General features: G+C 66.8%; 15 protein-coding genes. 5 read left to right on the top strand and 10 right to left on the bottom strand.

Annotated elements, in window-relative coordinates; all coding sequences use genetic code 11:
- The 3 genes from LGR44_RS19620 to LGR44_RS19630 are packed head-to-tail and all read right to left on the bottom strand — an operon-like array spanning position 1 to position 3,528.
- Entirely contained in the window at positions 1–918 is a 918-nt protein-coding gene (locus LGR44_RS19620; RefSeq protein ID WP_226742407.1) for an ABC transporter permease, read from the bottom strand.
- Entirely contained in the window at positions 915–1,991 is a 1,077-nt protein-coding gene (locus tag LGR44_RS19625) for an ABC transporter permease (RefSeq protein WP_226742408.1), read from the bottom strand. Before LGR44_RS19625 ends, LGR44_RS19620 begins: the two co-directional genes overlap by 4 nt.
- Complete coding sequence (locus LGR44_RS19630; RefSeq protein ID WP_226742409.1) at positions 1,981–3,528, bottom strand: ABC transporter ATP-binding protein; 1,548 nt, start codon at positions 3,526–3,528, stop codon at positions 1,981–1,983. The genes LGR44_RS19625 and LGR44_RS19630 overlap by 11 nt, the downstream gene beginning before the upstream one ends.
- Positions 3,529–3,690: 162 nt before the next feature.
- On the opposite strand from LGR44_RS19630, the gene LGR44_RS19635 reads away from it, so the two are divergent.
- Positions 3,691–4,899: a UbiH/UbiF family hydroxylase gene (locus LGR44_RS19635; protein WP_226742410.1), complete on the top strand. Its 1,209-nt coding sequence runs from the start codon at positions 3,691–3,693 to the stop codon at positions 4,897–4,899.
- Here LGR44_RS19635 and LGR44_RS19640 read toward each other — a convergent pair.
- Positions 4,896–5,864, bottom strand: a complete 969-nt coding sequence (locus tag LGR44_RS19640; protein WP_226742411.1) for an AEC family transporter — start codon at positions 5,862–5,864, stop codon at positions 4,896–4,898. The genes LGR44_RS19635 and LGR44_RS19640 overlap by 4 nt on opposite strands.
- 182 nt (positions 5,865–6,046) lie before the next feature.
- On the opposite strand from LGR44_RS19640, the gene hspQ reads away from it, so the two are divergent.
- A complete protein-coding gene (gene hspQ, locus LGR44_RS19645) occupies positions 6,047–6,379 on the top strand; it encodes a heat shock protein HspQ (RefSeq protein WP_226742472.1) in 333 nt (110 codons plus the stop codon).
- Between the two features lie 69 nt (positions 6,380–6,448).
- Here the strand turns inward: hspQ and LGR44_RS19650 are convergent, their stop codons facing one another.
- Positions 6,449–7,216, bottom strand: a complete 768-nt coding sequence (locus LGR44_RS19650) for an invasion associated locus B family protein (protein ID WP_226742412.1) — start codon at positions 7,214–7,216, stop codon at positions 6,449–6,451.
- Between the two features lie 219 nt (positions 7,217–7,435).
- Here LGR44_RS19650 and LGR44_RS19655 point away from each other — a divergent pair, with 219 nt between their 5' ends.
- Together LGR44_RS19655 and LGR44_RS19660 are read left to right on the top strand one after the other, a co-directional pair.
- Positions 7,436–9,247 carry an extracellular solute-binding protein gene (locus LGR44_RS19655; protein ID WP_226742413.1) on the top strand — a complete coding sequence of 604 codons (1,812 nt, stop codon included), beginning with the start codon at positions 7,436–7,438 and terminating at the stop codon, positions 9,245–9,247.
- 132 nt (positions 9,248–9,379) lie between these two features.
- Positions 9,380–9,724 (top strand): hypothetical protein, encoded by a 345-nt coding sequence (locus tag LGR44_RS19660; RefSeq protein WP_226742414.1) that lies wholly within the window; start codon positions 9,380–9,382, stop codon positions 9,722–9,724.
- Between the two features lie 3 nt (positions 9,725–9,727).
- On the opposite strand, the gene LGR44_RS19665 is transcribed toward LGR44_RS19660, so the two are convergent.
- The 3 genes from LGR44_RS19665 to LGR44_RS19675 form a co-directional block, all read right to left on the bottom strand.
- Positions 9,728–10,600 carry a serine hydrolase domain-containing protein gene (locus LGR44_RS19665; protein ID WP_226742415.1) on the bottom strand — a complete coding sequence of 291 codons (873 nt, stop codon included), beginning with the start codon at positions 10,598–10,600 and terminating at the stop codon, positions 9,728–9,730.
- A 2-nt stretch (positions 10,601–10,602) separates the two neighbouring features.
- Complete coding sequence (gene mfd, locus LGR44_RS19670; RefSeq protein ID WP_226742416.1) at positions 10,603–14,124, bottom strand: transcription-repair coupling factor; 3,522 nt, start codon at positions 14,122–14,124, stop codon at positions 10,603–10,605.
- A gap of 76 nt (positions 14,125–14,200) precedes the next feature.
- A complete protein-coding gene (locus LGR44_RS19675; RefSeq protein ID WP_226742417.1) occupies positions 14,201–14,497 on the bottom strand; it encodes an FAD assembly factor SdhE in 297 nt (98 codons plus the stop codon).
- 89 nt (positions 14,498–14,586) lie between these two features.
- On the opposite strand from LGR44_RS19675, the gene recG reads away from it, so the two are divergent.
- Positions 14,587–16,704, top strand: coding sequence for an ATP-dependent DNA helicase RecG (gene recG / locus LGR44_RS19680; RefSeq protein ID WP_226742418.1), 2,118 nt, complete (start codon positions 14,587–14,589; stop codon positions 16,702–16,704).
- Positions 16,705–16,707: 3 nt separating this feature from the next.
- On the opposite strand, the gene glmS is transcribed toward recG, so the two are convergent.
- Together glmS and glmU are read right to left on the bottom strand one after the other, a co-directional pair.
- On the bottom strand, positions 16,708–18,534 hold the full coding sequence (glmS, locus tag LGR44_RS19685; RefSeq protein WP_226742419.1) for a glutamine--fructose-6-phosphate transaminase (isomerizing): 1,827 nt from the start codon (positions 18,532–18,534) through the stop codon (positions 16,708–16,710).
- Positions 18,535–18,643: 109 nt separating this feature from the next.
- Complete coding sequence (gene glmU, locus LGR44_RS19690) at positions 18,644–20,020, bottom strand: bifunctional UDP-N-acetylglucosamine diphosphorylase/glucosamine-1-phosphate N-acetyltransferase GlmU (protein WP_226742420.1); 1,377 nt, start codon at positions 20,018–20,020, stop codon at positions 18,644–18,646.
- Positions 20,021–20,024 lie beyond the last annotated feature (4 nt).

Here is a 20,024-nt window from a genome sequence, read left to right on the forward strand (position 1 = left end):
TTACCGGTCAGGCACGAATGGCAAGCCCAGGGATCCGGGCGCTCCGATAGCCCGGCCGCGCCGGATGGACAGGAGCAGCAGGGCAAGGATCGTAGCCACGTAGGGCACCGCCGACAGCACCTGCGAAGGGACGCCGAACTGGGCGGCCTGGGCGTGCAGCTGAAGCACGGTCGCAGCCCCGAAGATGTAGGCGCCGATCAGCGCCCAGCCGGGCCTCCAGGCGGCGAAGACGACGAGCGCCAGGGCGATCCAGCCGCGGCCTGCGGTCATTCCCGGAGACCAGAAGCGGGTATAGACGAGGGCGAGATACGCCCCCGCGAGACCCGAGCAGGCGCCGCCGAACAGGATCGCCAGGAAGCGCACCCGCCAGACCGGAAGGCCGAGACCGTGGGCGGAGCCGTGGTTCTCGCCGATGGAGCGGAGCATCAGGCCGGAGCGGGTCCTGTTCAGGTAGTAGGCCACGAAAATCGTGAGGGCGATGGACGCGTAGACGAACAGATCCTGCTCAAAAAAGAGGCGGCCGACCACGGGCAGATCGCTAAGAACCGGAATGTCCACAGGAGGCACCGGGTCGCGACGTGCGCCCACGAAGGGGGCGCCGATGAGGCCGGCCAGACCCAGCCCGAGAATGGTCAAGGCAAGCCCCGAGCCGACTTGGTTCGCGGCGAAGCCCAGGACCACGAGGGCAAAGAGAGCCGCCATGAGGGCGCCGGCCAGGATGCCCGCCGCAACGCCCAGGAGCGTGGAGTCGAAAGTGACGGCCGCGGCGAAGCTGCAGGCGGCCCCCATGGCCATCATGCCCTCGACCCCGAGGTTGAGGACGCCGGAGCGCTCCGTCACCAGCTCTCCCAGAGCGGCGATGAGGAGAGGTGTCGAGGCGGTGACGATCGTCAGCAGAATGGCTTCGAAGGTGGTCATTTGCCCCCTCCCCGGGTGACGAGACGGACGCGGTAGCTGACGAGCGCATCGGCTGCGAGCACGCATAGGAGCAGGATGCCCTGGAAGGCTTGGGTCAGGTCCAGCGGCAGCTTCAGCATGATCTGCGCGCTCTCCCCGCCGATGAAGGTCAGCGCCACGACCAGCGCGGCGACCAGGATTCCGATGGGATTGAGCCTCCCGAGGAAGGCCACGGTGATGGCGGTGAAGCCGTATCCGGGGGAGATCGACGGCTGGAGCTGGCCGATCTGCCCCGACACCTCGCCGATTCCGGCCAGACCCGCGAGACCGCCCGAGATGGCGAAGACCGCCATGGTCGTCGTCCGGGCACTGAAGCCGGCGAAATGGGCCGCGCGCGGAGCATCGCCGGTGAGCCGGAGGCGATAGCCGAACAGCGTGCGCCCCAGCACGACCGCGGTGACGAGGATGGCGATGACCGCGAAGACCGTCCCGTAATGCACCCGGCTGGCCTCCATCACCGGCGGCAGGGTCGCGGCCGGATCGAACGTGACCGATTGCGGGAAATTGAAGCCCTGCGGGTCGCGCCAGGGACCGCGCACCAGGTAGTCGAGGGTCAGCTGCGCCACGTAGACCAGCATGAGACTGGTCAGAATCTCGCTGACGCCGAAGCGGGTCTTCAGGAAGGCGGGGATCAGCCCGTAGGCGGCGCCGCCGACCATGCCGAGCGCGAGCATCGCGGGGAGCACCCAGAATCCCGCCTCCGTGCCGTGGGTCGTGAGCGCGAGCCAGCTTCCGAGCACGGCTCCCATGACGTACTGGCCTTCGGCCCCGATGTTCCAGAAATTGGCGCGGAAGCAATAGGCGAGACCGATGGCGATGAGGGCTAGAGGCGTCGCCTTCACGAGCAGTTCCTGCAAAGCCCAGGAATCGCTCAGAGGCTGGGTGACGTAGACCTCGAAGGCGGCGACGGGCGAGCGGCCCATCAGCCAGATGACGAAACCTGCGATCAGGAACGCGGTGATGAAGGCCGCAACAGGCGCAAGCGCCCTGAGGACGGGGGATACGCTCGTCCGGGGCGTCAGCTCAAACCGCATGAGCCGCCCCCTGGGACTGGGATACTCCAAGCATTTCGAGGCCTACGGCTTCCTTCGTCCATTCGCTGATGGGTCTCAGGGCGCTCAGCCGCCCGTGATGGATGACGGCCATGCGGTCCGCCACCTCGAACAACTCGTCGAGATCCTGGCTGATGACCACGACCGCGCTACCCTCCCGGGCGAGGTCCACCAGCGCCTGACGGATGAGGCGGGCGGCGCCCGCATCCACGCCCCAGGTCGGCTGGTCGACGATCAGGAGGCGTGGGCGCCGGATGATCTCTCGGCCGATGACGAACTTCTGGAGGTTGCCGCCCGACAGCTTGCGCGCCTGCGGGTCGCCTTCGGGCGTGCGGACGTCGAAGCTCTTGACGATGGCCCCGGCCAGGCGCCTGGCGGCGTTCACGAGGATGAAGCCCGAGCGGCTCACCTCCGCCGCCGCGTGCGAAATCAGCGTATTCTCGCTCAGGCGGTGGGTGGGGGCCGCTGCATGGCCGAGCCGCTCTTCCGGCACGAAGGCTGCGCCCAGGCGGCGACGGGCATCGACGCCGGCGGTGCCGCAGGGCCTTCCGTCGATGGCGATGGTGTCCGCACTCTCGGTCGGGCGCTCTCCGGACAGCGCCGCGAAAAGCTCGCTCTGGCCGTTGCCGGCGACACCGGCAATGCCGACGATTTCGCCCGCATGGGCCACCAGATCGATGCCGTGCAGCGCCTGACCGTGGAGACCTGCCGGAGGCAGGGTCAGGTTCGTGACGCGCAGCATCTCCCCCTTGGGCGCATGGGCCGTGCCGGTGCGGACCTCCCCGACCTCGTTCCCGACCATGAGAGCCGCGATCTCGCGGGCGCTGCGCTCGCGAGGGTCGATGGCTCCCACGACACGGCCGCCCCTCAGGATGGTGGCCCGCCGGCAAAGGCGGCGCACCTCCTCCAGCTTATGGGAGATGTAGAGGATGGAGCAGCCGTCGGCGGAGAGCTTGTCCAGGGTGACGAAGAGGTGCTCGGCCTCCTGCGGCGTGAGCACCGAAGTCGGCTCGTCGAGGATGAGAAGGCGCGGATTCTGCAAGAGGCACCGCACGATCTCGATGCGCTGCCGCTCGCCCGCCGAGAGGGTCCACACCGCCCGGTCCGGCTCGAGGGCGAGGCCGTAGGCCCGGCTGATGTCGCCGAGCCTGCTCCTGACGGTGGCGAGGCTCCAATCGCTGGAAAGCGCGACCGCGATGTTCTCGGCAACCGTCAGCTCGTCGAAAAGGGAGAAGTGCTGAAACACCATCCCGATGCCGAGCGCCCTCGCCTCGACCGGCGAGGCGATGGAAACGGGGCGGCCTTCCCAGAGGATTTCGCCCGCGGTCGGCTCGATCACCCCATAGAGGATCTTGACCAGGGTGGACTTGCCGGCGCCGTTCTCGCCCAGGAGCGCGTGGATCTCCCCCGGCTCGATCCTCAGATCGATCCCGTCATTGGCCAGAAGTTCGCCGTAGCGCTTGCTGATCCCTCTCAGCTCGACGAGGGGAGGTCCCGTGGGTGAAACGTCTGCCTGCACGCACTGCGACTCTGACTTGAAGGGTTGGCGGAAGCGACAGATCCGTTGATGACTGCCTGTGCGGAACGATCATAGGGACGGGCCGCACCGGTCGGCAATGGCGAATGCATCGTTTATTGTGAGTCTGCAACCGGTCGGCAACATTTGGTCGTGAGGGACGTCTTGAGCGAAGAGATCCATGACATCGCCATCGTCGGCGCTGGGGCCGTCGGCCTGAGCGCCGCCCTCGCCTTCGCCCGGGACGGCTATCGGACGGCCCTGATCGGAAGCCTGGACACCCGCAGGGACGGCCGTACGGTGGCGCTCCTCAACGGGTCGATCCGGTTTCTGGACGCCCTGGGCGCCTGGCCGGAGCTCAGACGCGAGGCCGCGCCGCTCGAGACCATGCGGATCGTCGACGATACCGGCAGCCTGTTCCGGCCGCCGCCGGTCTCCTTCACGTCCGGGGAGATCGGGCTCGATGCCTTCGGCTGGAATGTCGAGAACGCCACTCTCGTGGAGAGGCTCGCCGCGGTCGCGGGGCGACACGAGCCGCTGACGATGATCCCCCGCCACGCCGATGGCTTCCGGGCCGCCGCCGACTACGCCGTCGTGTCGCTGCAGGACGGCGGGGAGGTGAAGGCGCGCCTCGTGGTGGCCGGCGACGGGAGGAACTCCAAGCTCCGACAGATCGCCGGGATCGAGGTCAGGACCTGGTCCTATCCTCAATCGGCCGTGACGGCGATCCTCTCTCATGACAGGGACCACCGGGAAGCCTCGACCGAGTTCCACACCCGCCACGGTCCCTTCACCCTGGTTCCCCTCCCCGGCCGCCGTTCGAGCCTGGTCTGGGTCACCCGCTCCGAGGAGGCTCAGCGCCTGGCCGCGCTCGACGATGCGGCGCTGGCGCGTCGGATCGAGGCGCAGGCCCAGTCGCTCCTCGGGGCCATGCGGATCGACGGGCCGCGCGGCCTCGTGCCGATGAGCGGTCTTTCGGTCTCGCGCTACTATTCCGCCCGGCTGGCCCTTGTGGGCGAGGCCGCGCACGTGTTCCCGCCCATTGGCGCCCAGGGGCTCAACCTGGGCTTCCGCGACGTGGCCGCCCTGCGCGATGCGGTGGTGGATGCCGGCGACGAAGGGCACGATCCCGGGGCGGACGAGACCCTGCGGCGCTACCAGCGCGGCCGCGACCTGGATGTCCGCCTGCGCACGGCGGCCGTCGACAGCCTCAACCGGACGCTGCTGACGGGCCTCATCCCGGCCGACTTCCTCAGGGGCGCGGGATTGCTGGCGCTCAGCAACATCGGCCCCTTGCGGCGGGCCGTGATGCGCGAAGGCGTGCTTCCCCGGGTCGGAGCTCCACGCCTGATGCAGGCCGAACCGGCGGGTTAAGGGAGGAGGTCGTAGGGCAGAATGCCGGTGCTGACGAGGTAGAGCAGCCCGGTCAGCGTCACCATCGAGACGAGCGTGCCGATCAGGACGCAGGCCGAGGCGCGCTCGACGCCCACATTGTACTGGGTCGAGATCACGAAGATGTTCAGGGCGGGCGGAAGCGCCGCCATGGTCAGCGCGGCATAGGTCCAGGTCGCGCCGAAATCGCCCACGGCGGAGAGCAGGACCCAGACCAGGATCGGGTGCAGGACCAGCTTGATCAGGACGAGGATCGGCACCTCGCCGGGAATGCGCAGCAGCGGCCGCATCGCGACGGTGACCCCGAGGATGAACAAGGCACAGGGAGCGGCCGCCCCGGAGAGCCAGGTGACGATCTGGTTCACCGGCCCCGGCAGGGTGAGATGGAGGTAGCTCGCCGCCACGCCGAGGGCCGTCGCCACGTTGAAGGGATGGGTGAGGATGCGCCAGACGATCCGGCGGATCGTGGCTCCCAGGCTGAGCTTCTCGACGCCGGCCACGGACATCAGCAGCGGAATGAGGGAGAACAGCAGCAGGTTGTCGAACACGAAGATGAGGACGACCGGCGCGCTGGCCGCCTGGCCGATGGCCGCAAGAACCAGGGGCGGCCCCATATAGCCGATGTTGGAATAGGACCCGGCGACCCCCTGCATGACCGATTGCGGCAGGTCCTTCGTGTGCCGCCAGCCGGTGGCGAACGAGAGCGCGAAGACGCAAAGGGTGGCCAGGGTCGTGGCCGCTATGAAAGGCCAGTTCGTCAGCTGGTCCAGCGGCTTGTCGGCGATGAGCCGGAAGAACAGGCACGGCAGAGCGATGTAGATGACGAAGAACTGCATCCAGGCGAGCCCGGATTCCGGCTGCTTGACGAACTTGCCGCAATAGAAGCCGAGGCCGATCAGCCCGAAGAAAGGGGCGAGCAGGTTGAAGAGCCCGATCAGGTCGGACATCGCGGCCTCCGGGCGGCAGTCACAGGAGGCCCCTTCTGACAAGCTTCGACCCGCGCGGCAATCCCGCCTGCGGGAAGCCCGGCAGTCCCGCAACGCATCCCTCAGCCGGCTCTCCTGATCGTGACGAGGGCCGCGTTTGGAGTTTCCAGCCGCCGTCTCTATATTCCGATCAAGGAGTTACGATCATGAAAGCGAGTTCAGCAAAATTCGCGATCGGCCAGGTGGTGCGGCATCGACACTTCGAGTTCAGGGGGCTGATCTTCGATGTGGATCCGGAATTCGACAACACCGAGGAATGGTGGCTTTCGATCCCGGAGGAAATCAGGCCTCACAAGGACCAGCCATTCTATCACCTCTTCGCCGAGAACGCGGAAACCGAATACATCGCCTACGTTTCAGAGCAGAATCTGCTTCCCGACCATTCCGACGAACCGCTGCGCAATCCTCTCATCAAGGAGATGTTCGTCCGGGACAAGAACGGCATCTATCGGGCGCATCCGACCCTTGCGAACTGAAGACGGCAGGAACAAACGAAAACGCCGGGCGAGAAGCCCGGCGTTTTTTTTGCCTCTTGAGGCGATTGCTTACGGCTTCGGAGTGGCCGGCGCAGCCGGGGCTCCGGCAGCCGGAGCGGCACCAGCGCCGGCGCCGCTGCTGAGCTGCTTGCGGAGCTCCTCGGAGCGCTTCTCGAGCTCTTCCTGGAGCTTCTTCTGCTGCTCCTGGAGAACCTTCGGGTCGATCGGCGGGCCGTCGAAAGCCTTGGCGAAGCCGGCAGCCGGAACAGCGAAGGTGATCTCGCGGCCCATCTGGTTCTGGACGCTGACGTTCAGGTTGGCACCCTTCTTGAGGGCGGCGACGAAGTCGTCCTTGACCTGGGCTTCGGCGAAGCAGCCGTTCGGAAGGCACATCACGTACCGGCCCGGGGTCGGCTGACCCTGGTCGACCGTGAAGCGGAGGCCGGGCTGCAGGAGCAGGCCGAGCGGCATCACGAAACGGACGATCTTCTGCGGCTGCGCGCCCTTGACGTCATAGAGCGCCATGGCGAGCACCGGCTGACCCTGATCCGACACGAAGTCGCGGGTGGTGTAGCAGATCTCGGCGTTGTTGGCCTGATCCTTGCCGCAAACCTTGGTCCATTCCGGCTGGGAAGGCTCGGCCTTCACCTGAACGACCATCGGGCCGGTTTGCTGGGCCTGCTGTGCCTGAGGAGCCTGCTGGCCCTGCTGGGCCGGAGCGGCCGGGCGCTGCGCCGGAGCGGTTTGCGCGAGAGCGGGTGCAGCCAGGAGAAGGGCCATGGCTGTCGCCAGACCGCGGGTGCCCCCCAGGCTCGCGAGGCGGGTCGCGATTGACATGTCGTTGATCCTCTTCAGTCGAAAGGTCGGGTCATGAAACAGCCGTTTAACCCGGCTTTGTTCGTCACCATCTTGGAACGGTTGAATCTTTGCCGATTAAGGCGAAGACATGACGTGTGGCGCTCCTTTAACCTTTCATGAGGTATGTTTCCAGTCGCCCGGGGCAACTTTCTTTATAATATCCAGTCCCGGAAAGCGCTGTGTTCTGCCAGGGGCGCCATGGGCCGCAAACTGAGACATTTCCTTCGGATTCTCGCGCTCGCTGCAGGGGTGGGCCTGGGGCTGTGCCCGGCTGCAGCGGCCGAGGCGCTGCGGCATGGTATCGCCATGCATGGGGAACCCGCCCTCGAACCGGACTTCCCTCACCTGCCCTATGCCGACCCGGATGCTCCGAAGGGCGGGCGAATCGTGCTGGCGCTCCAGGGCACCTTCGACAGCCTCAATCCCCTCATCGTCCTCGGCGTCGCGCCGGACGTGGTTCCCCGCTACGTGCTCCAGAGCCTGATGATTCGCTCTCAGAACGAGCCGTTCACCCTCTACGGGCTGGTCGCCCGCTCGGCGGAGATGCCGGACGACCGCAGCTCGATCACCTTCAATCTCGATCCCAGGGCCCGGTTTTCCGACGGCCATCCTCTGACGGCGGAGGACGTGCGCTTCACCTTCGAGCTCCTGAAGAAGCATGGGAAGCCGTTCCATCGCTCGAGCTTCGGCCAGGTGAAGGCGGTGGATATCGAGAGCCCCCAGCGGATCCGGTTCGATCTCTCCGGTTCCAACGACCGGGAACTGCCCCTGATCATCGCGATGATGCCGATCTTCGCCGCCCATGCGACCGATCCGGAGACGTTCGACAGGACGACCCTCACGCCCCCGGTCGGGTCGGGGCCCTACGCCATTTCCGAGGTGAGACCCGGTGAGCGGGTCGTCCTCAAACGCCGGGCCGATTACTGGGGCAACGACCTGCCCGTCACGCGCGGCCTCTACAACTTCGACGAGATCCGCTACGATTTCTATCGCGATGCCAACAGCTTGTTCGAGGCTTTCAAAGCGGGACTTTATGATTTCCGGATCGAGGGAGACGCCAGCCGCTGGGCTACAGGCTACGACATCCCCGCGGTCCGGTCCGGCCGCATCGCCCGCGAGGGCGTGCCCATCCGCCTGCCCAAGGGCATGAACGGCTTCGTCTTCAATACCCGCAGGCCGCATTTCAGCGATCCGAAGGTCCGGGAGGCGCTCGGTTACCTGTTCGATTTCGAGTGGGTGAACCGCAACCTGTATTTCAGCTTGCTCACGCGGTCCGACAGCTACTTCGCGGGGTCCGACCTATCCTCGGCCGGGCGTCCGGCGGGCGAGCGGGAGAGGGAGCTTCTCGCGCCTTATCCCGGCGCCGTCCGCGAGGACATCCTGGAGGGACGGTGGGCTCCGCCCTCCTCCGACGGCTCGGGACGCGACCGCGACACGGCGCGCCACGCGCTCGCCCTCCTCGGCGAGGCGGGATGGACGCTCGACGGCGGCGTGCTGCGCAAACAGGCCACCGGCGAGCCCTTTGCGTTCGAGATGCTGGTCAATTCCCGTCAGCAGGAGCGCCTTGCCCTGAACTTCTCCCAGTCCCTCGGCCGCGTCGGAATCCGGGCACGGGTGCGGCTGGTGGACGACGTGCAGTACTGGCGCCGGCTGGCCCAGTTCGATTTCGACATGGTGCAGTGGGTCTGGCCGGCCTCCGCCTCCCCCGGCAACGAGCAGCGTAACCGCTGGAGTTCCGGCGCGGCCGAAAGGAGCGGTTCCCTGAACTATGCCGGGGCCGCGTCACCGGCCATCGACCGCATGATCGAGGCTCTTCTCGAGGCGAGAAGCCGTGAGGACTTCGTCTCCACGGTGCGGGCGCTCGACCGCCTCCTGCTGTCGGGCTTCTACGTGGTTCCGCTGTTTTACGTTGGAGAGCAATGGCTTGCCTATGACAGCAGCCTGAAGAGGCCCGCCACGATCCCCCTCTTCGGGGCCTCCATCGACACCTGGTGGCGCGCACCCCATTGAAGTGGCGCGCGAAAGGTCCTAACGGAAACCGTTGAGCTTCCATTCAGGTGCAGGATGAAACAAATACCTGCCGAAGGCGTTGTCGAGCATGACCTCAATCTATGCCGTACCGCCTTCCCGTAAGGTATCGCTATGACAAGTTTTCAGCAGGTGCTCGTCGTCGACAACGGCGAACGCGCTCCCGACAGTGCTCTTTCGGCCGAATTGGCGGGGATGGGTTATGCCAGCGTGACCGCCCCCCTCGAGGCCACGGAAGAGGTTCTGGCCATGATGCCGAGCCCGGTCGCGGTCGTTCTGCAGATGCCCCGCGATGCGGACTGGGCGGAGCGCCGCCGCTTCCTGGAACTTGCCAACCGTCTCCGGAAATCCATCGACTCGGACAAGATCCCCATCATCGTCGCCGGCGGCATCAGCGGAGCCACGACGATGCTCCAGAACCAGCTCGGAACCCGCGCCGTCGCGGCGCCCGATCTCTAGCCTTCACACCCCGAGAAGACGGAAGGCCCCGGCCTCCGTCTTCGCCTGATCCTCATCCGTCGCAAAGAAGGCTGCCGTCCGGAGAGGGCGCGCCGACAGGTCGCCATAGACGGCAATCGTGCTGCCGGGACCGCCTCCGGTATGCCCCGCGACCCTTCCCCCCGAAGTGGTCTCGCCACTCATGAGACCAAGCCCGTAGCCGGGAATCTGCCATGGCCGTCCCGGTATGGGCCCCTGGAGCGGAAACACCCGCAACATCTCGGCCAGCAGGTCGGGCGGCAGCAATTCGCCCCTCAGAAGGCCGTCGAGCAGGATAGCCGCCTCCTCCGCCGGCCCGACCAGCAATCCGTGATAGACCCAACCCGGGTGGTAGCTGTGCGCATCTCCCATGGCGACACCGGCGAGGTCCGACCGGTCTCGCGCCACCCTTGCGCGCTCGATTCCGAGCGGCCGAAGGACGAGGCGGCGCAGGGTGCCGTCCATGTCCTCCCCGCCGAGGGTCTCGATGAACCGGCGCACGAAGAGGTAGCCGATATTCGAGTATTCCCACCCCTCCCCAGGACGATAACGCAGTCGTTCGGCTTCGACCCGGTCCAGCAGCATCGTCACGGGCCAGGGCTCTTCCCCCTTGGCGACGGCGTCATGATAGGCCGCGACCCCACCGTAGTTCCCCAGGCCGGACCGGTGCTGGAGGAGTTGCCGGAGGGTGTAGGGCTTACCGGGCAAAGGCTCGTCCAGGGAGGCGAGGCCGTCGCGGACGAGGACGAGCGCTCCGGCGGCAAGAACCATCTTCGTGAAGCTCCACCAGGGAACCATCTGCCCGGCGTCGTGGCTTCCGGTCACGACGCCGTTCTCGACGACGGCCCAGGCCTCCACCGTCAGGCGGCCTTCTTTTCCGCGATCCGGACCAGGTTGCGCAGGATGGCGGTGGTGGCCTTGATGCGCTCGTCCGGCGTTTCCACGTCGCGGATGAAGACGATCTTCATATCCGGGCGGACCTTGGCGAAGGAGGCCTGTTCGGCCACGTAGGCGACGAGCCCGTTCGGGTTGGCGAAGGCGTTGTCGCGGAACGAGACGATGATGCCCTTCGGTCCGCCATCGACCTTCTCCACGTTGGCGCGGCGGCAGAGCACCTTGATCGCCATGATCTTGAGAAGCTGGTCGACTTCGGACGGGAGCGGCCCGAACCGGTCGATCATTTCGGCTCCGAAAGCGTCGATCTCCGCGTCGGTCTCAAGGGTGGAGAGACGGCGATAGAGGCCGAGGCGGAGCTGGAGGTCGGAGACATAGCTCTCCGGGATCATCACCGGCGCGCCTACCTGGATCGTGGGCGACCACTGGTCCTCGGCGGGCTCCTCGATGCCCGCCTTGAGCTGGGCTACGGCCTCTTCCAGCATCTGCTGATAGAGCTCGTAGCCGACTTCCTTGATGTGCCCCGACTGCTCCTCGCCCAGCAGGTTGCCGGCGCCGCGGATGTCGAGGTCGTGGGATGCGAGCTGAAAGCCCGCTCCGAGCGTGTCGAGGGTCTGGAGGACCTTGAGACGCCGTTCCGCCTGCACGGTCAGGGGCTTGTTGGCCGGCACCGAGAACAGGGCGTAGGCGCGGGTTTTGGAGCGACCGACCCGTCCGCGCAGCTGGTAGAGCTGGGACAGGCCGAACATGTCGGCCCTGTGGACGATGAGGGTGTTCGCGGTCGGGATGTCGAGGCCGGATTCCACGATCGTGGTGGAGAGGAGAACGTCGTACTTGCCCTCGTAGAAGGCGGTCATGATGTCCTCGAGCTGGCCGGCGGCCATCTGTCCATGGGCCACGGCCACCTTCGCCTCCGGCACCTCCTTGTCGAGGAAGGCTTTCACTTCGCCGAGATCGTCGAGGCGGGGCACGACATAGAACGCCTGCCCGCCCCTGTAGCGCTCGCGCAGCAGCGCCTCGCGGATGAGAAGCGGGTCGAAGGGCGTGATGAAGGTTCGGACCGCGAGGCGGTCCACCGGCGGGGTCGTGATGAGCGAGAGTTCGCGCACGCCGGTCAGCGCCAGCTGCAGGGTGCGCGGGATCGGGGTCGCGGAGAGGGTCAGCACATGGACCTCGGCACGAAGCTCCTTCAGGCGCTCCTTGTGGCTGACGCCGAAATGCTGCTCCTCGTCGATGATGATGAGGCCGAGATCCTTGAACTTGATCGTCTTGCCGAGCAGCGCGTGCGTGCCGACGACGATGTCGACGGAGCCGTCCGCCAGCCCTTCCTTCACCTTCTTCATTTCGGCCGCGGGCACGAAGCGGGAAGCCTGCGCCACGTTGAGCGGCAGGCCGCGGAAGCGTTCCGTGAAGGTCTTGTAGTGCTGGCGCGACAGGAGCGTGGTCGGCACGACGACCGCAACCTGCTTGCCGCTCATGGCCGCCACGAAGGCGGCGCGCAGGGCCACCTCGGTCTTGCCGAAGCCCACGTCGCCGCAGACGAGCCGGTCCATGGGGCGGCCGGTGCCGAGATCGTCGAGAACCGCGTCGATGGCGTTCTGCTGGTCCTCGGTCTCGTCATAGGGGAAGCGGGCCGCGAACTCGTCGTAGAGCCCTTCCGGCGGCACGAGGCGCGGCGCATCCTTCAGGATGCGCGCGGCGGCGATCTTCATCAGGGCGCCCGCCATCTCGCGGATGCGCTGCTTCATACGCGCCTTGCGCGCCTGCCAGGCGCCGCCGCCGAGCTTGTCGAGCTGGACCTCGGTCTCTTCCGATCCGTAGCGGGTCAGGAGCTCGATGTTCTCGACAGGCAGGAACAGGCGGTCGCCCCCGGCATAGTGGAGTTCCAGGCAGTCATGCGGTGCCCCCGCGGCCTCGATGGTCTTCAGGCCTTCGAAGCGGCCGATGCCGTGATCCACGTGGACCACCAGATCGCCTGGGGTCAGGGCCGCGACTTCGGTCAGGAAGTCCTGCGGGCGCTTGGACTTGCGCTTCTGGCGCACGAGCCGGTCGCCGAGAACGTCCTGTTCGCTGATGACCGCGAGATCGCCGGTCTCGAAGCCGGCTTCCAGGGGCCAGATGCCGACGGGCGTCTCGTTGCGCGGATAGGCCATGGCCTCGGAGAGACGCGAGATCGGCCGGGTCTGCCGCAGATCGTGGTCCTGCAGGACATGGCAGAGCCGTTCCCGCGAGCCTTCCGACCAGGCCCCGAGGATCACGCGGCGTCCCGAACCCTGAAGGTCGCGGATATGGCGAACCACGGCCTCGAAGACATTGGCGTTCTCGTCGGCCCGCTCGGCGATGAAGTTGCGCCCTCGCCGCGCCTCGCAGTCGATCACGAGGCGGCTTTCCGACTCGGGCTGCGCAAATGGCGTCAGCCGGGCGAGCGGCACGGAAGCCGTGCGTTCCGCCCATTCTCCGGGGGCGAAATAGAGCGCGTCCGGCGGCAGGGGGCGATACGGCGCGACGCCGGGCTGGTTCTGGCCCATGCCCTCCTGACGGGCGTCGTAGTAATCCTTCACCTGCGCCAGCCGTTCGGCCGCCGCGTCGTCCGCGAGGGCGTCGAAGACCACCGGAATGCCCGGCACGTAGTCGAGCAGCGTGTCGAGGTGATCGTGGAACAGAGGCAGCCAGTGCTCCAGACCCGGATAGCGCCGCCCTTCGCTGATCGCCTCGTAGAGCCGGTCGTCCCGACGAGGGGCGCCGAAGGCCGCCACATAGGCCTGGCGGAAGCGCTTGATCGTTTCCGTGGTGAGTTGGACCTCGCTCATGGGCACGAGGTCGAGGGACCGGAGGGTGCCGACGGTGCGCTGGGTTTCCGGATCGAAGGACCGGATCGATTCCAGGGCGTCGCCGAAGAAGTCGAGGCGGACGGGGTTCGGCAGGCCGGCCGGATAGAGATCGATGATGCCGCCGCGCACGGCGTATTCGCCCGTATCCCGGACGGTGCCGGTCCGCAGGAAGCCGTTGGTCTCAAGCCAGTTCACCAGCAGGGTGGTGTCGACCACGTTGCCGGGCGCGGCCGAAAAGGTCTCCGCTGCGATTCTCGCCCGGGGCGGCACGCGCTGGACGAGAGCGTTGACCGTCGTCGAGAGGATGCGCGGCTTTTCCTCGGAGGTCTTGGAGCGGGCGAGCCGCGCCAGGGTGGTCATCCGCTGCGCCGTGACGGCGGTGTTCGGCGACACCCGGTCGTAGGGCTGGCAGTCCCAGGCCGGGAAGGGAAGGATCTCGATTTCCGGTGCGATGAAGCCGAGAGCGTTGGCGAAGTTCTGCTGCCGCTGGCCGTCCCGCGCCACATGGACCAGAACCGCAGGCCCTTCCACATGGCCCGACAGCCCGCGCGCCAGATCGGCGACCGCGAGTGCGTCGAACCCGTCCGGCGCGCTGGAAAGCGTCAGGCTCTGGCCCTTCTTCAGGGCGTCCAAGGCACGGATCAATGCAGGCTTCATGATGGAAATCGTCGAATCGATGAAAGGAAACGCGGGCCGTTCGGCCCGGTTCAGTCGGCGTGAACGGTCGGTCGGATCAGACGTGGATCGGCGAGGTGTGGGTGTGGAACCCCTTCAGACGCCGGAAGAGAGGCGTATCGTAGTTCTCGGGCGTCGGAATCTCGCCCGTGATCCAGCCGAGCAGGTCGCGGTCGGGCACCTCGATCAGCCGTTCGAACTCGGTGAGCTCATCGTCGGTCAGGGTTCCGATCTCCGCGTCGGCGAAGCGGCCCATGATCAGGTCCATCTCCCGCATCCCGCGATGCCAGGCGCGGTACAGGATCTGCCGCCGGCGGACATCGAGGTCGGCGCTCGTGCGCGTGGTTCCGCTCATGAAGATTCTCCATTTGTTCATGAATGGCGTCGCCTCAAGGCGGCTTGGCCGCTATATAACCATCTCCAACCGTCTTGCCACCCATTAGAATGTCTTTGCGCCCTTCCATTCTCGACCCGCTCTTTGCCCCGGCGAACACCCTTCCCGGGGTCGGACCCAAGATCGCGCCCCTGCTCGACCGCCTGCTCGGGGAGCAGGGACGTCCGACGCGGGTGATGGATCTTCTCTTTCACTTGCCCAGCGGCGGCGTCTCACGCGAGATGAAGGGCTCCATCGCGGATGCCCCCGTCGGGGAACCGGTGACGCTTTCCGTGACCGTCGTCGCGCATCGCCCCCCTCCTCCCGGCCGCCGGGCGCCGTATCGGATCCTGGTCGAGGACGAGACCGGCGACGTGACCCTCGTGTTCTTCAACGGCCAGAAGGCTCGGCTCGAAAAGCTGCTGCCTGTCGGCGAGCGCCGCTACGTCTCGGGCAGGATCGAACTCTGGGAATCCATGCGCCAGATGGTGCATCCGGACCGCATCCTGGACGAAAAGGGAATTGCGGATCTGCCAGCGGTCGAAGCCGTCTACGGGCTGACCGAGGGGCTCTCCTCGCGCATGGTCGCGCGCTATGTCGGGGCGGCGCTCGAAAGAGTGCCTCATCTGCCCGAGTGGCAGGACCCGGCCTGGCTCGACCGCAACGGGCTTCCCGATTTCTCCGCTGCCCTCCACGCCATTCACAGACCCGGCAGCGCCGCGCAGGTCTCCGAGGAGGCCCTTGCCAAGTCTCCCGCCCGTCGGCGTCTGGCCTATGACGAACTCCTTGCATCCCAACTCGCCCTCGCCCTCGTGCGCAGCCGGATGCGCCGCCTGCCGGGCCGGGTGAATGCGGGCGACGGCCGTCTCGTCGAGAAGATCAAGCGCTCCCTGCCCTTCGGCCTCACCGCCTCCCAGGCGAGCGCCGTCGAGGACATCCGCCGCGATCTGGTGGCCGACAAGAAGATGCTGCGCCTGCTCCAGGGGGATGTCGGCTCCGGCAAGACGGTGGTCGGCCTTCTCGCCATGGCGAGTGCCATCGAGGCCGGGCGGCAGGCGGCTCTCATGGCCCCGACCGAGATTCTGGCGCGCCAGCATTATGAGCGGATCGCTCCCCTGGCGCAGGAGGCGGGCCTCACGATGGCCCTGCTGACCGGGCGCGAGAAGGGCTCGGCCCGCAAGGCGGTTCTCGCGGGGCTGGCGGATGGCAGCATCGATATCGCGGTCGGCACCCATGCCCTGTTCCAGGAGGGCGTCGCCTTCAACGATCTCGGCATCGCCGTCGTCGACGAACAGCACCGCTTCGGCGTGCATCAGCGCCTGGCCCTCGGCTCCAAGGGCGAGGCCGTCGACATCCTCGTCATGACCGCAACCCCGATCCCCCGAACCCTGGCCCTGACCTATTTCGGCGACATGGACGTCTCGGTGCTCAGCGAGAAGCCGGCAGGGCGCAAGCCCATCGCCACCAAGCTGATCTCCATCGAGCGCCTGGACGAGGTGATCGGCGCCATGGGGCGCGCCATCGCCAACGGCGATCAGGTGTACTGGGTCTGCCCCCTCGTGGGCGAATCCGAAACGGTCGATCTGGCTGCCGCCGAGGAGCGTCACGAGCAGCTGCGGTCGGTCTTCGGGGACGAGGTCGGCCTCGTGCACGGCAAGATGGCCGGGCGGGACAAGGATGCCGCGATGGAGCGTTTCTCGCGTGGGGAAACGAAGATCCTCGTCTCGACCACCGTGATCGAGGTCGGGGTGGACGTGCCGAACGCGACCATCATGGTGATCGAACACGCCGAGAGGTTCGGCCTCGCCCAGCTGCATCAGCTGCGCGGGCGCGTGGGACGCGGCTCACGGTCCTCCACCTGCCTCCTGATCTACAAGGGGCCGCTCGGACAGGTGGCGCAGGCGCGCCTCGAAATGATGCGCCAGACCGAGGACGGCTTCCGGATCGCCGAGGAGGACCTGCGCCTGCGCGGCGAAGGCGAGGTGCTCGGCACCCGCCAGTCGGGCGCGCCGGGCTTCAAGCTCGCCCGCCTGGAAGCCGACGGCGACCTCCTGGGGGCGGCACGCGACGATGCGCGCCTCATCGTCGACCGCGACCCCGATCTCGTCAGCGACCGGGGCAAGGCTTTGCGCGTCCTGCTCTACCTGTTCGAGCGGGACTCGGCGATCAGGCTGTTGCGGGCGGGCTGATCCTCACTCCACGGTCACCGACTTCGCCAGGTTGCGCGGCTGGTCCACGTCTTTGCCCATGAAGACCGCCGTGTGGTAGGCCAGCAGCTGGATCGGAACCGAGTGGACGATCGGCGCGACGATCGGGTGAGCCGAGGGCATCACGATGGTCGCCATGGTGTCGAGATCGGTCTCCAGGGCACCCTTCTCGTCGGTGATCAAGATGATGCGCCCGCCGCGAGCGGCGACCTCCTGCATGTTGGAGACGGTCTTCTCGAAGATCGCGTCGTGAGGCGCGATGACGATGACCGGCATCGTCTCGTCGATGAGAGCGATGGGGCCGTGCTTCAGCTCGCCGGCCGCATAGCCTTCGGCGTGGATATAGGAGATTTCCTTGAGCTTCAGCGCCCCTTCCAGGGCGAGGGGATAGGACGTGCCGCGGCCGAGATAGAGAACGTCCTTGGCCTTCGAGAGCTCGCGGGACAGAAGCTCGATCTGGTGTTCGCGCTTCATGGCCTCACTCATGAGCCCCGGCACGCCGATCAGGGCATCGACGAGTTCCTTTTCCTCCTCTGCGCTCAGGGTGCCGCGCGCCCGTCCCGCTGCGATGGCGAGGGACAGGAGCACGGAGAGCTGACAGGTGAAGGCCTTGGTGGAGGCGACGCCGACCTCGACGCCCGCCAGCGTCGGCGCCACTACGGCGCTCTCGCGGGCCATGGTGGAGGTCGGTACGTTGACGACGGAGAGCGTGTGCTGCTTCTCGGCGGAGGCATAGCGCAGCGAAGCCAGCGTATCGGCCGTCTCGCCGGACTGGGACACGAAAAGCGCCAGGCTGCCCGGCTCGAGAGGGGCCTCGCGGTAGCGGAACTCGGACGCCACGTCGATTTCGACGGGAATGCGCGCCAGGCGCTCGAACCAGTATTTCGAGATCAGCCCCGCCAGATAGGCCGTGCCGCAGGCGGAAATCGACAGGCGCTTCAGGTCCTTGAAGTCGAAGGGCAGGTCGAAGGGCAGAGCGACGCGTCCGGCGCTGAAATCCACGTAGTGAGCGAGGGTCCGGCCGACGACTTCCGGCTGCTCGTGGATTTCCTTGACCATGAAGTGGCGGTGATTGCCCTTGTCGGCCATGAAGGAGCCGGTAGGGATCCTGTGGCGCGGCCTTTGCACCCTCTGCCCGCTCTCATCGCGGATATCGGCTCCCGTCCGGTGCAGGATCGCCCAATCCCCGTCCTCCAGGTAGGTGATTTCGTCGGTGAAGGGCGCCAGAGCCAGCGCATCCGAACCGAGATACATCTCTCCGTTGCCGTAGCCCAGGGCAAGCGGCGCGCCGTGACGGGCGCCGATCAGGAGGTCGTCCTCGCCAGAGAACAGGAAGCCCAGGGCGAAGGCGCCGCGCAGGCGCGGAAGCGTCACCGCAACCGCCTCGACGGGCGGACGTCCCTGGCGCATTTCGTAGGTGACCAGCTGGGCCACGACCTCGGTATCCGTTTCGGTCTCGAACCGGACGCCCTTGGCCTCCAGCCCGGTCTTCAGCTCGCGGAAGTTCTCGATGATGCCGTTGTGGACGACGGCCAGCTTGTCCGTCGCATGAGGGTGGGCGTTGGTCTCGTTCGGCTTGCCGTGGGTCGCCCAACGGGTATGCCCGATCCCGATGATGCCGGAGAGCGGCGCCTGGGAGAGCTTGACCTCGAGGTTGCGCAGCTTCCCTTCGGCCCTCCGCCGGTCGAGCCGTCCGTCCTCGAGGGTCGCGACGCCCGCGGAATCGTAACCCCGGTACTCCAGCCTCCTGAGCGCTTCGACGATCTGTGCCGCGACGGGGGTCTTGCCGACGATTCCAACGATTCCGCACATCCTGCGAGGCGCCCTTCTTACAACTGCTGAACGTTAAGCTTGTGGCTCTGCTAGCGAGGCTTCAACGGCCTCTCAAATCAACTTGCGTGACCAATTGTGACACCTCGTATCACTTCTGTTTCGCCGCCAGGGCTTTTTCGCGGAAGGCGCTTGCCCACTCTTCCTTCACGACCTGACGCCCGCGGCCGAGGCCGAGAGCATCGTCGGGCACGTCCTCCGTGATGACGGAGCCCGACCCCACGAAGGCGCCCTTTCCGATCCGGATGGGCGCCACGAGGGAGGAATTCGACCCCACGAAGGCTCCCTCCCCGATCTCGGTCCTGTACTTGCCGAAGCCATCGTAGTTGCAGGTGATTGTGCCGGCGCCGATATTGACCTCCGCCCCCACACTGGCGTCGCCGAGATAGGTCAGGTGGCTGACCTTGGCGCCTGCCCCGAGCTCGGTGTTCTTGATCTCGACGAAGTTGCCGACCTTGGCCTTGGGGCCGAGGGAAGCGCCCGGACGGAGGCGCGCATAGGGGCCGACGGCGGCGCCCGAGGCGATGCGGGCTCCCTCCAGATGGCTGAAGCTGTGGATCACGACGCGGTCCTCCACCACGACTCCGGGGCCGAAGACCACATGCGGTTCGACGACCACGTCCCGTCCGAGCTTGGTATCGTGGCTCAGGAAGACGGTCTCCGGAGCGATCAGGGTCACCCCCGAGGCCATGGCGGCCTGGCGCAGCCGGTCCTGGATCATGCGTTCGGCGGCCGCGAGCTGGGCGCGGTCGTTCACCCCGTGCACCTCCTCCTCCGCGACAACGACGGCAGCCGTCGCATGTCCGAGCTCGCGAGCGATGGCGACGATATCCGTGAGATAGTATTCGCCCTTTGCATTGCTGTTGCCGACCCTTTCGAGAAGGGTCAGCGCCACATCGCCGCGGATGGCCATCAGCCCGCCGTTGCAGAGGGAGATCGCCCGCTCCGCCTCGGTGGCATCCTTGTGCTCGCGGATGTCGAGGATCTGATCGCCCGCCATGATGAAGCGGCCATAGCCGGTCGGATCCTTCGCCTCGAACCCGAGAGCCACCACCGACGCTCCGGATGCGAGGGGGCTCCGCAGCCGCTCGAGCGTCTCGACGCTGACGAGGGGCGTATCCGCATAGACCACGATGATGTCGTCCGGCTTCTTTTCCAGCGCCGGCCTAGCGCTCAGCACCGCATGGCCCGTTCCGAGCCGCTCGCGCTGCACGAAGATTCCGGCCGCCGGCATGATCTTTTGCGCTTCCCTTGCGACATCGTCCCTGTCGGGGCCGACTACCACGGCGACCTCGGTGGCGCCGGCCGCCACGACGGTAGCGACCACGTGACTCACCAGAGTCCGATTGGCGATCTCATGCAGGACCTTCGGCTTGTCGGATTTCATCCGCGTGCCTTCGCCTGCCGCCAGGACGATGGCGAGGCAGCTACGGGGGGAAGCCGTCTGGGACGTGGGAGAAGAGGTCATAGTG

Origin of the sequence: Microvirga lenta (assembly GCF_020532555.1) — a bacterium.
Taxonomy (GTDB): Bacteria; Pseudomonadota; Alphaproteobacteria; order Rhizobiales; family Beijerinckiaceae; genus Microvirga; species Microvirga lenta.

What these genes read in the sequence shown, in the direction of transcription:
- LGR44_RS19620 (WP_226742407.1), bottom strand. Translation starts at nt 918, where the DNA reads ATGACCACCTTCGAAGCCATTCTGCTGACGATCGTCACCGCCTCGACA.
- LGR44_RS19625 (WP_226742408.1), bottom strand. Translation starts at nt 1,991, where the DNA reads ATGCGGTTTGAGCTGACGCCCCGGACGAGCGTATCCCCCGTCCTCAGG.
- LGR44_RS19640 (WP_226742411.1), bottom strand. Translation starts at nt 5,864, where the DNA reads ATGTCCGACCTGATCGGGCTCTTCAACCTGCTCGCCCCTTTCTTCGGG.
- LGR44_RS19650 (WP_226742412.1), bottom strand. Translation starts at nt 7,216, where the DNA reads ATGTCAATCGCGACCCGCCTCGCGAGCCTGGGGGGCACCCGCGGTCTG.
- LGR44_RS19655 (WP_226742413.1), top strand. Translation starts at nt 7,436, where the DNA reads ATGGGCCGCAAACTGAGACATTTCCTTCGGATTCTCGCGCTCGCTGCA.
- LGR44_RS19660 (WP_226742414.1), top strand. Translation starts at nt 9,380, where the DNA reads ATGACAAGTTTTCAGCAGGTGCTCGTCGTCGACAACGGCGAACGCGCT.
- mfd (WP_226742416.1), bottom strand. Translation starts at nt 14,124, where the DNA reads ATGAAGCCTGCATTGATCCGTGCCTTGGACGCCCTGAAGAAGGGCCAG.
- LGR44_RS19675 (WP_226742417.1), bottom strand. Translation starts at nt 14,497, where the DNA reads ATGAGCGGAACCACGCGCACGAGCGCCGACCTCGATGTCCGCCGGCGG.
- recG (WP_226742418.1), top strand. Translation starts at nt 14,587, where the DNA reads ATGTCTTTGCGCCCTTCCATTCTCGACCCGCTCTTTGCCCCGGCGAAC.
- glmS (WP_226742419.1), bottom strand. Translation starts at nt 18,534, where the DNA reads ATGTGCGGAATCGTTGGAATCGTCGGCAAGACCCCCGTCGCGGCACAG.
- glmU (WP_226742420.1), bottom strand. Translation starts at nt 20,020, where the DNA reads ATGACCTCTTCTCCCACGTCCCAGACGGCTTCCCCCCGTAGCTGCCTC.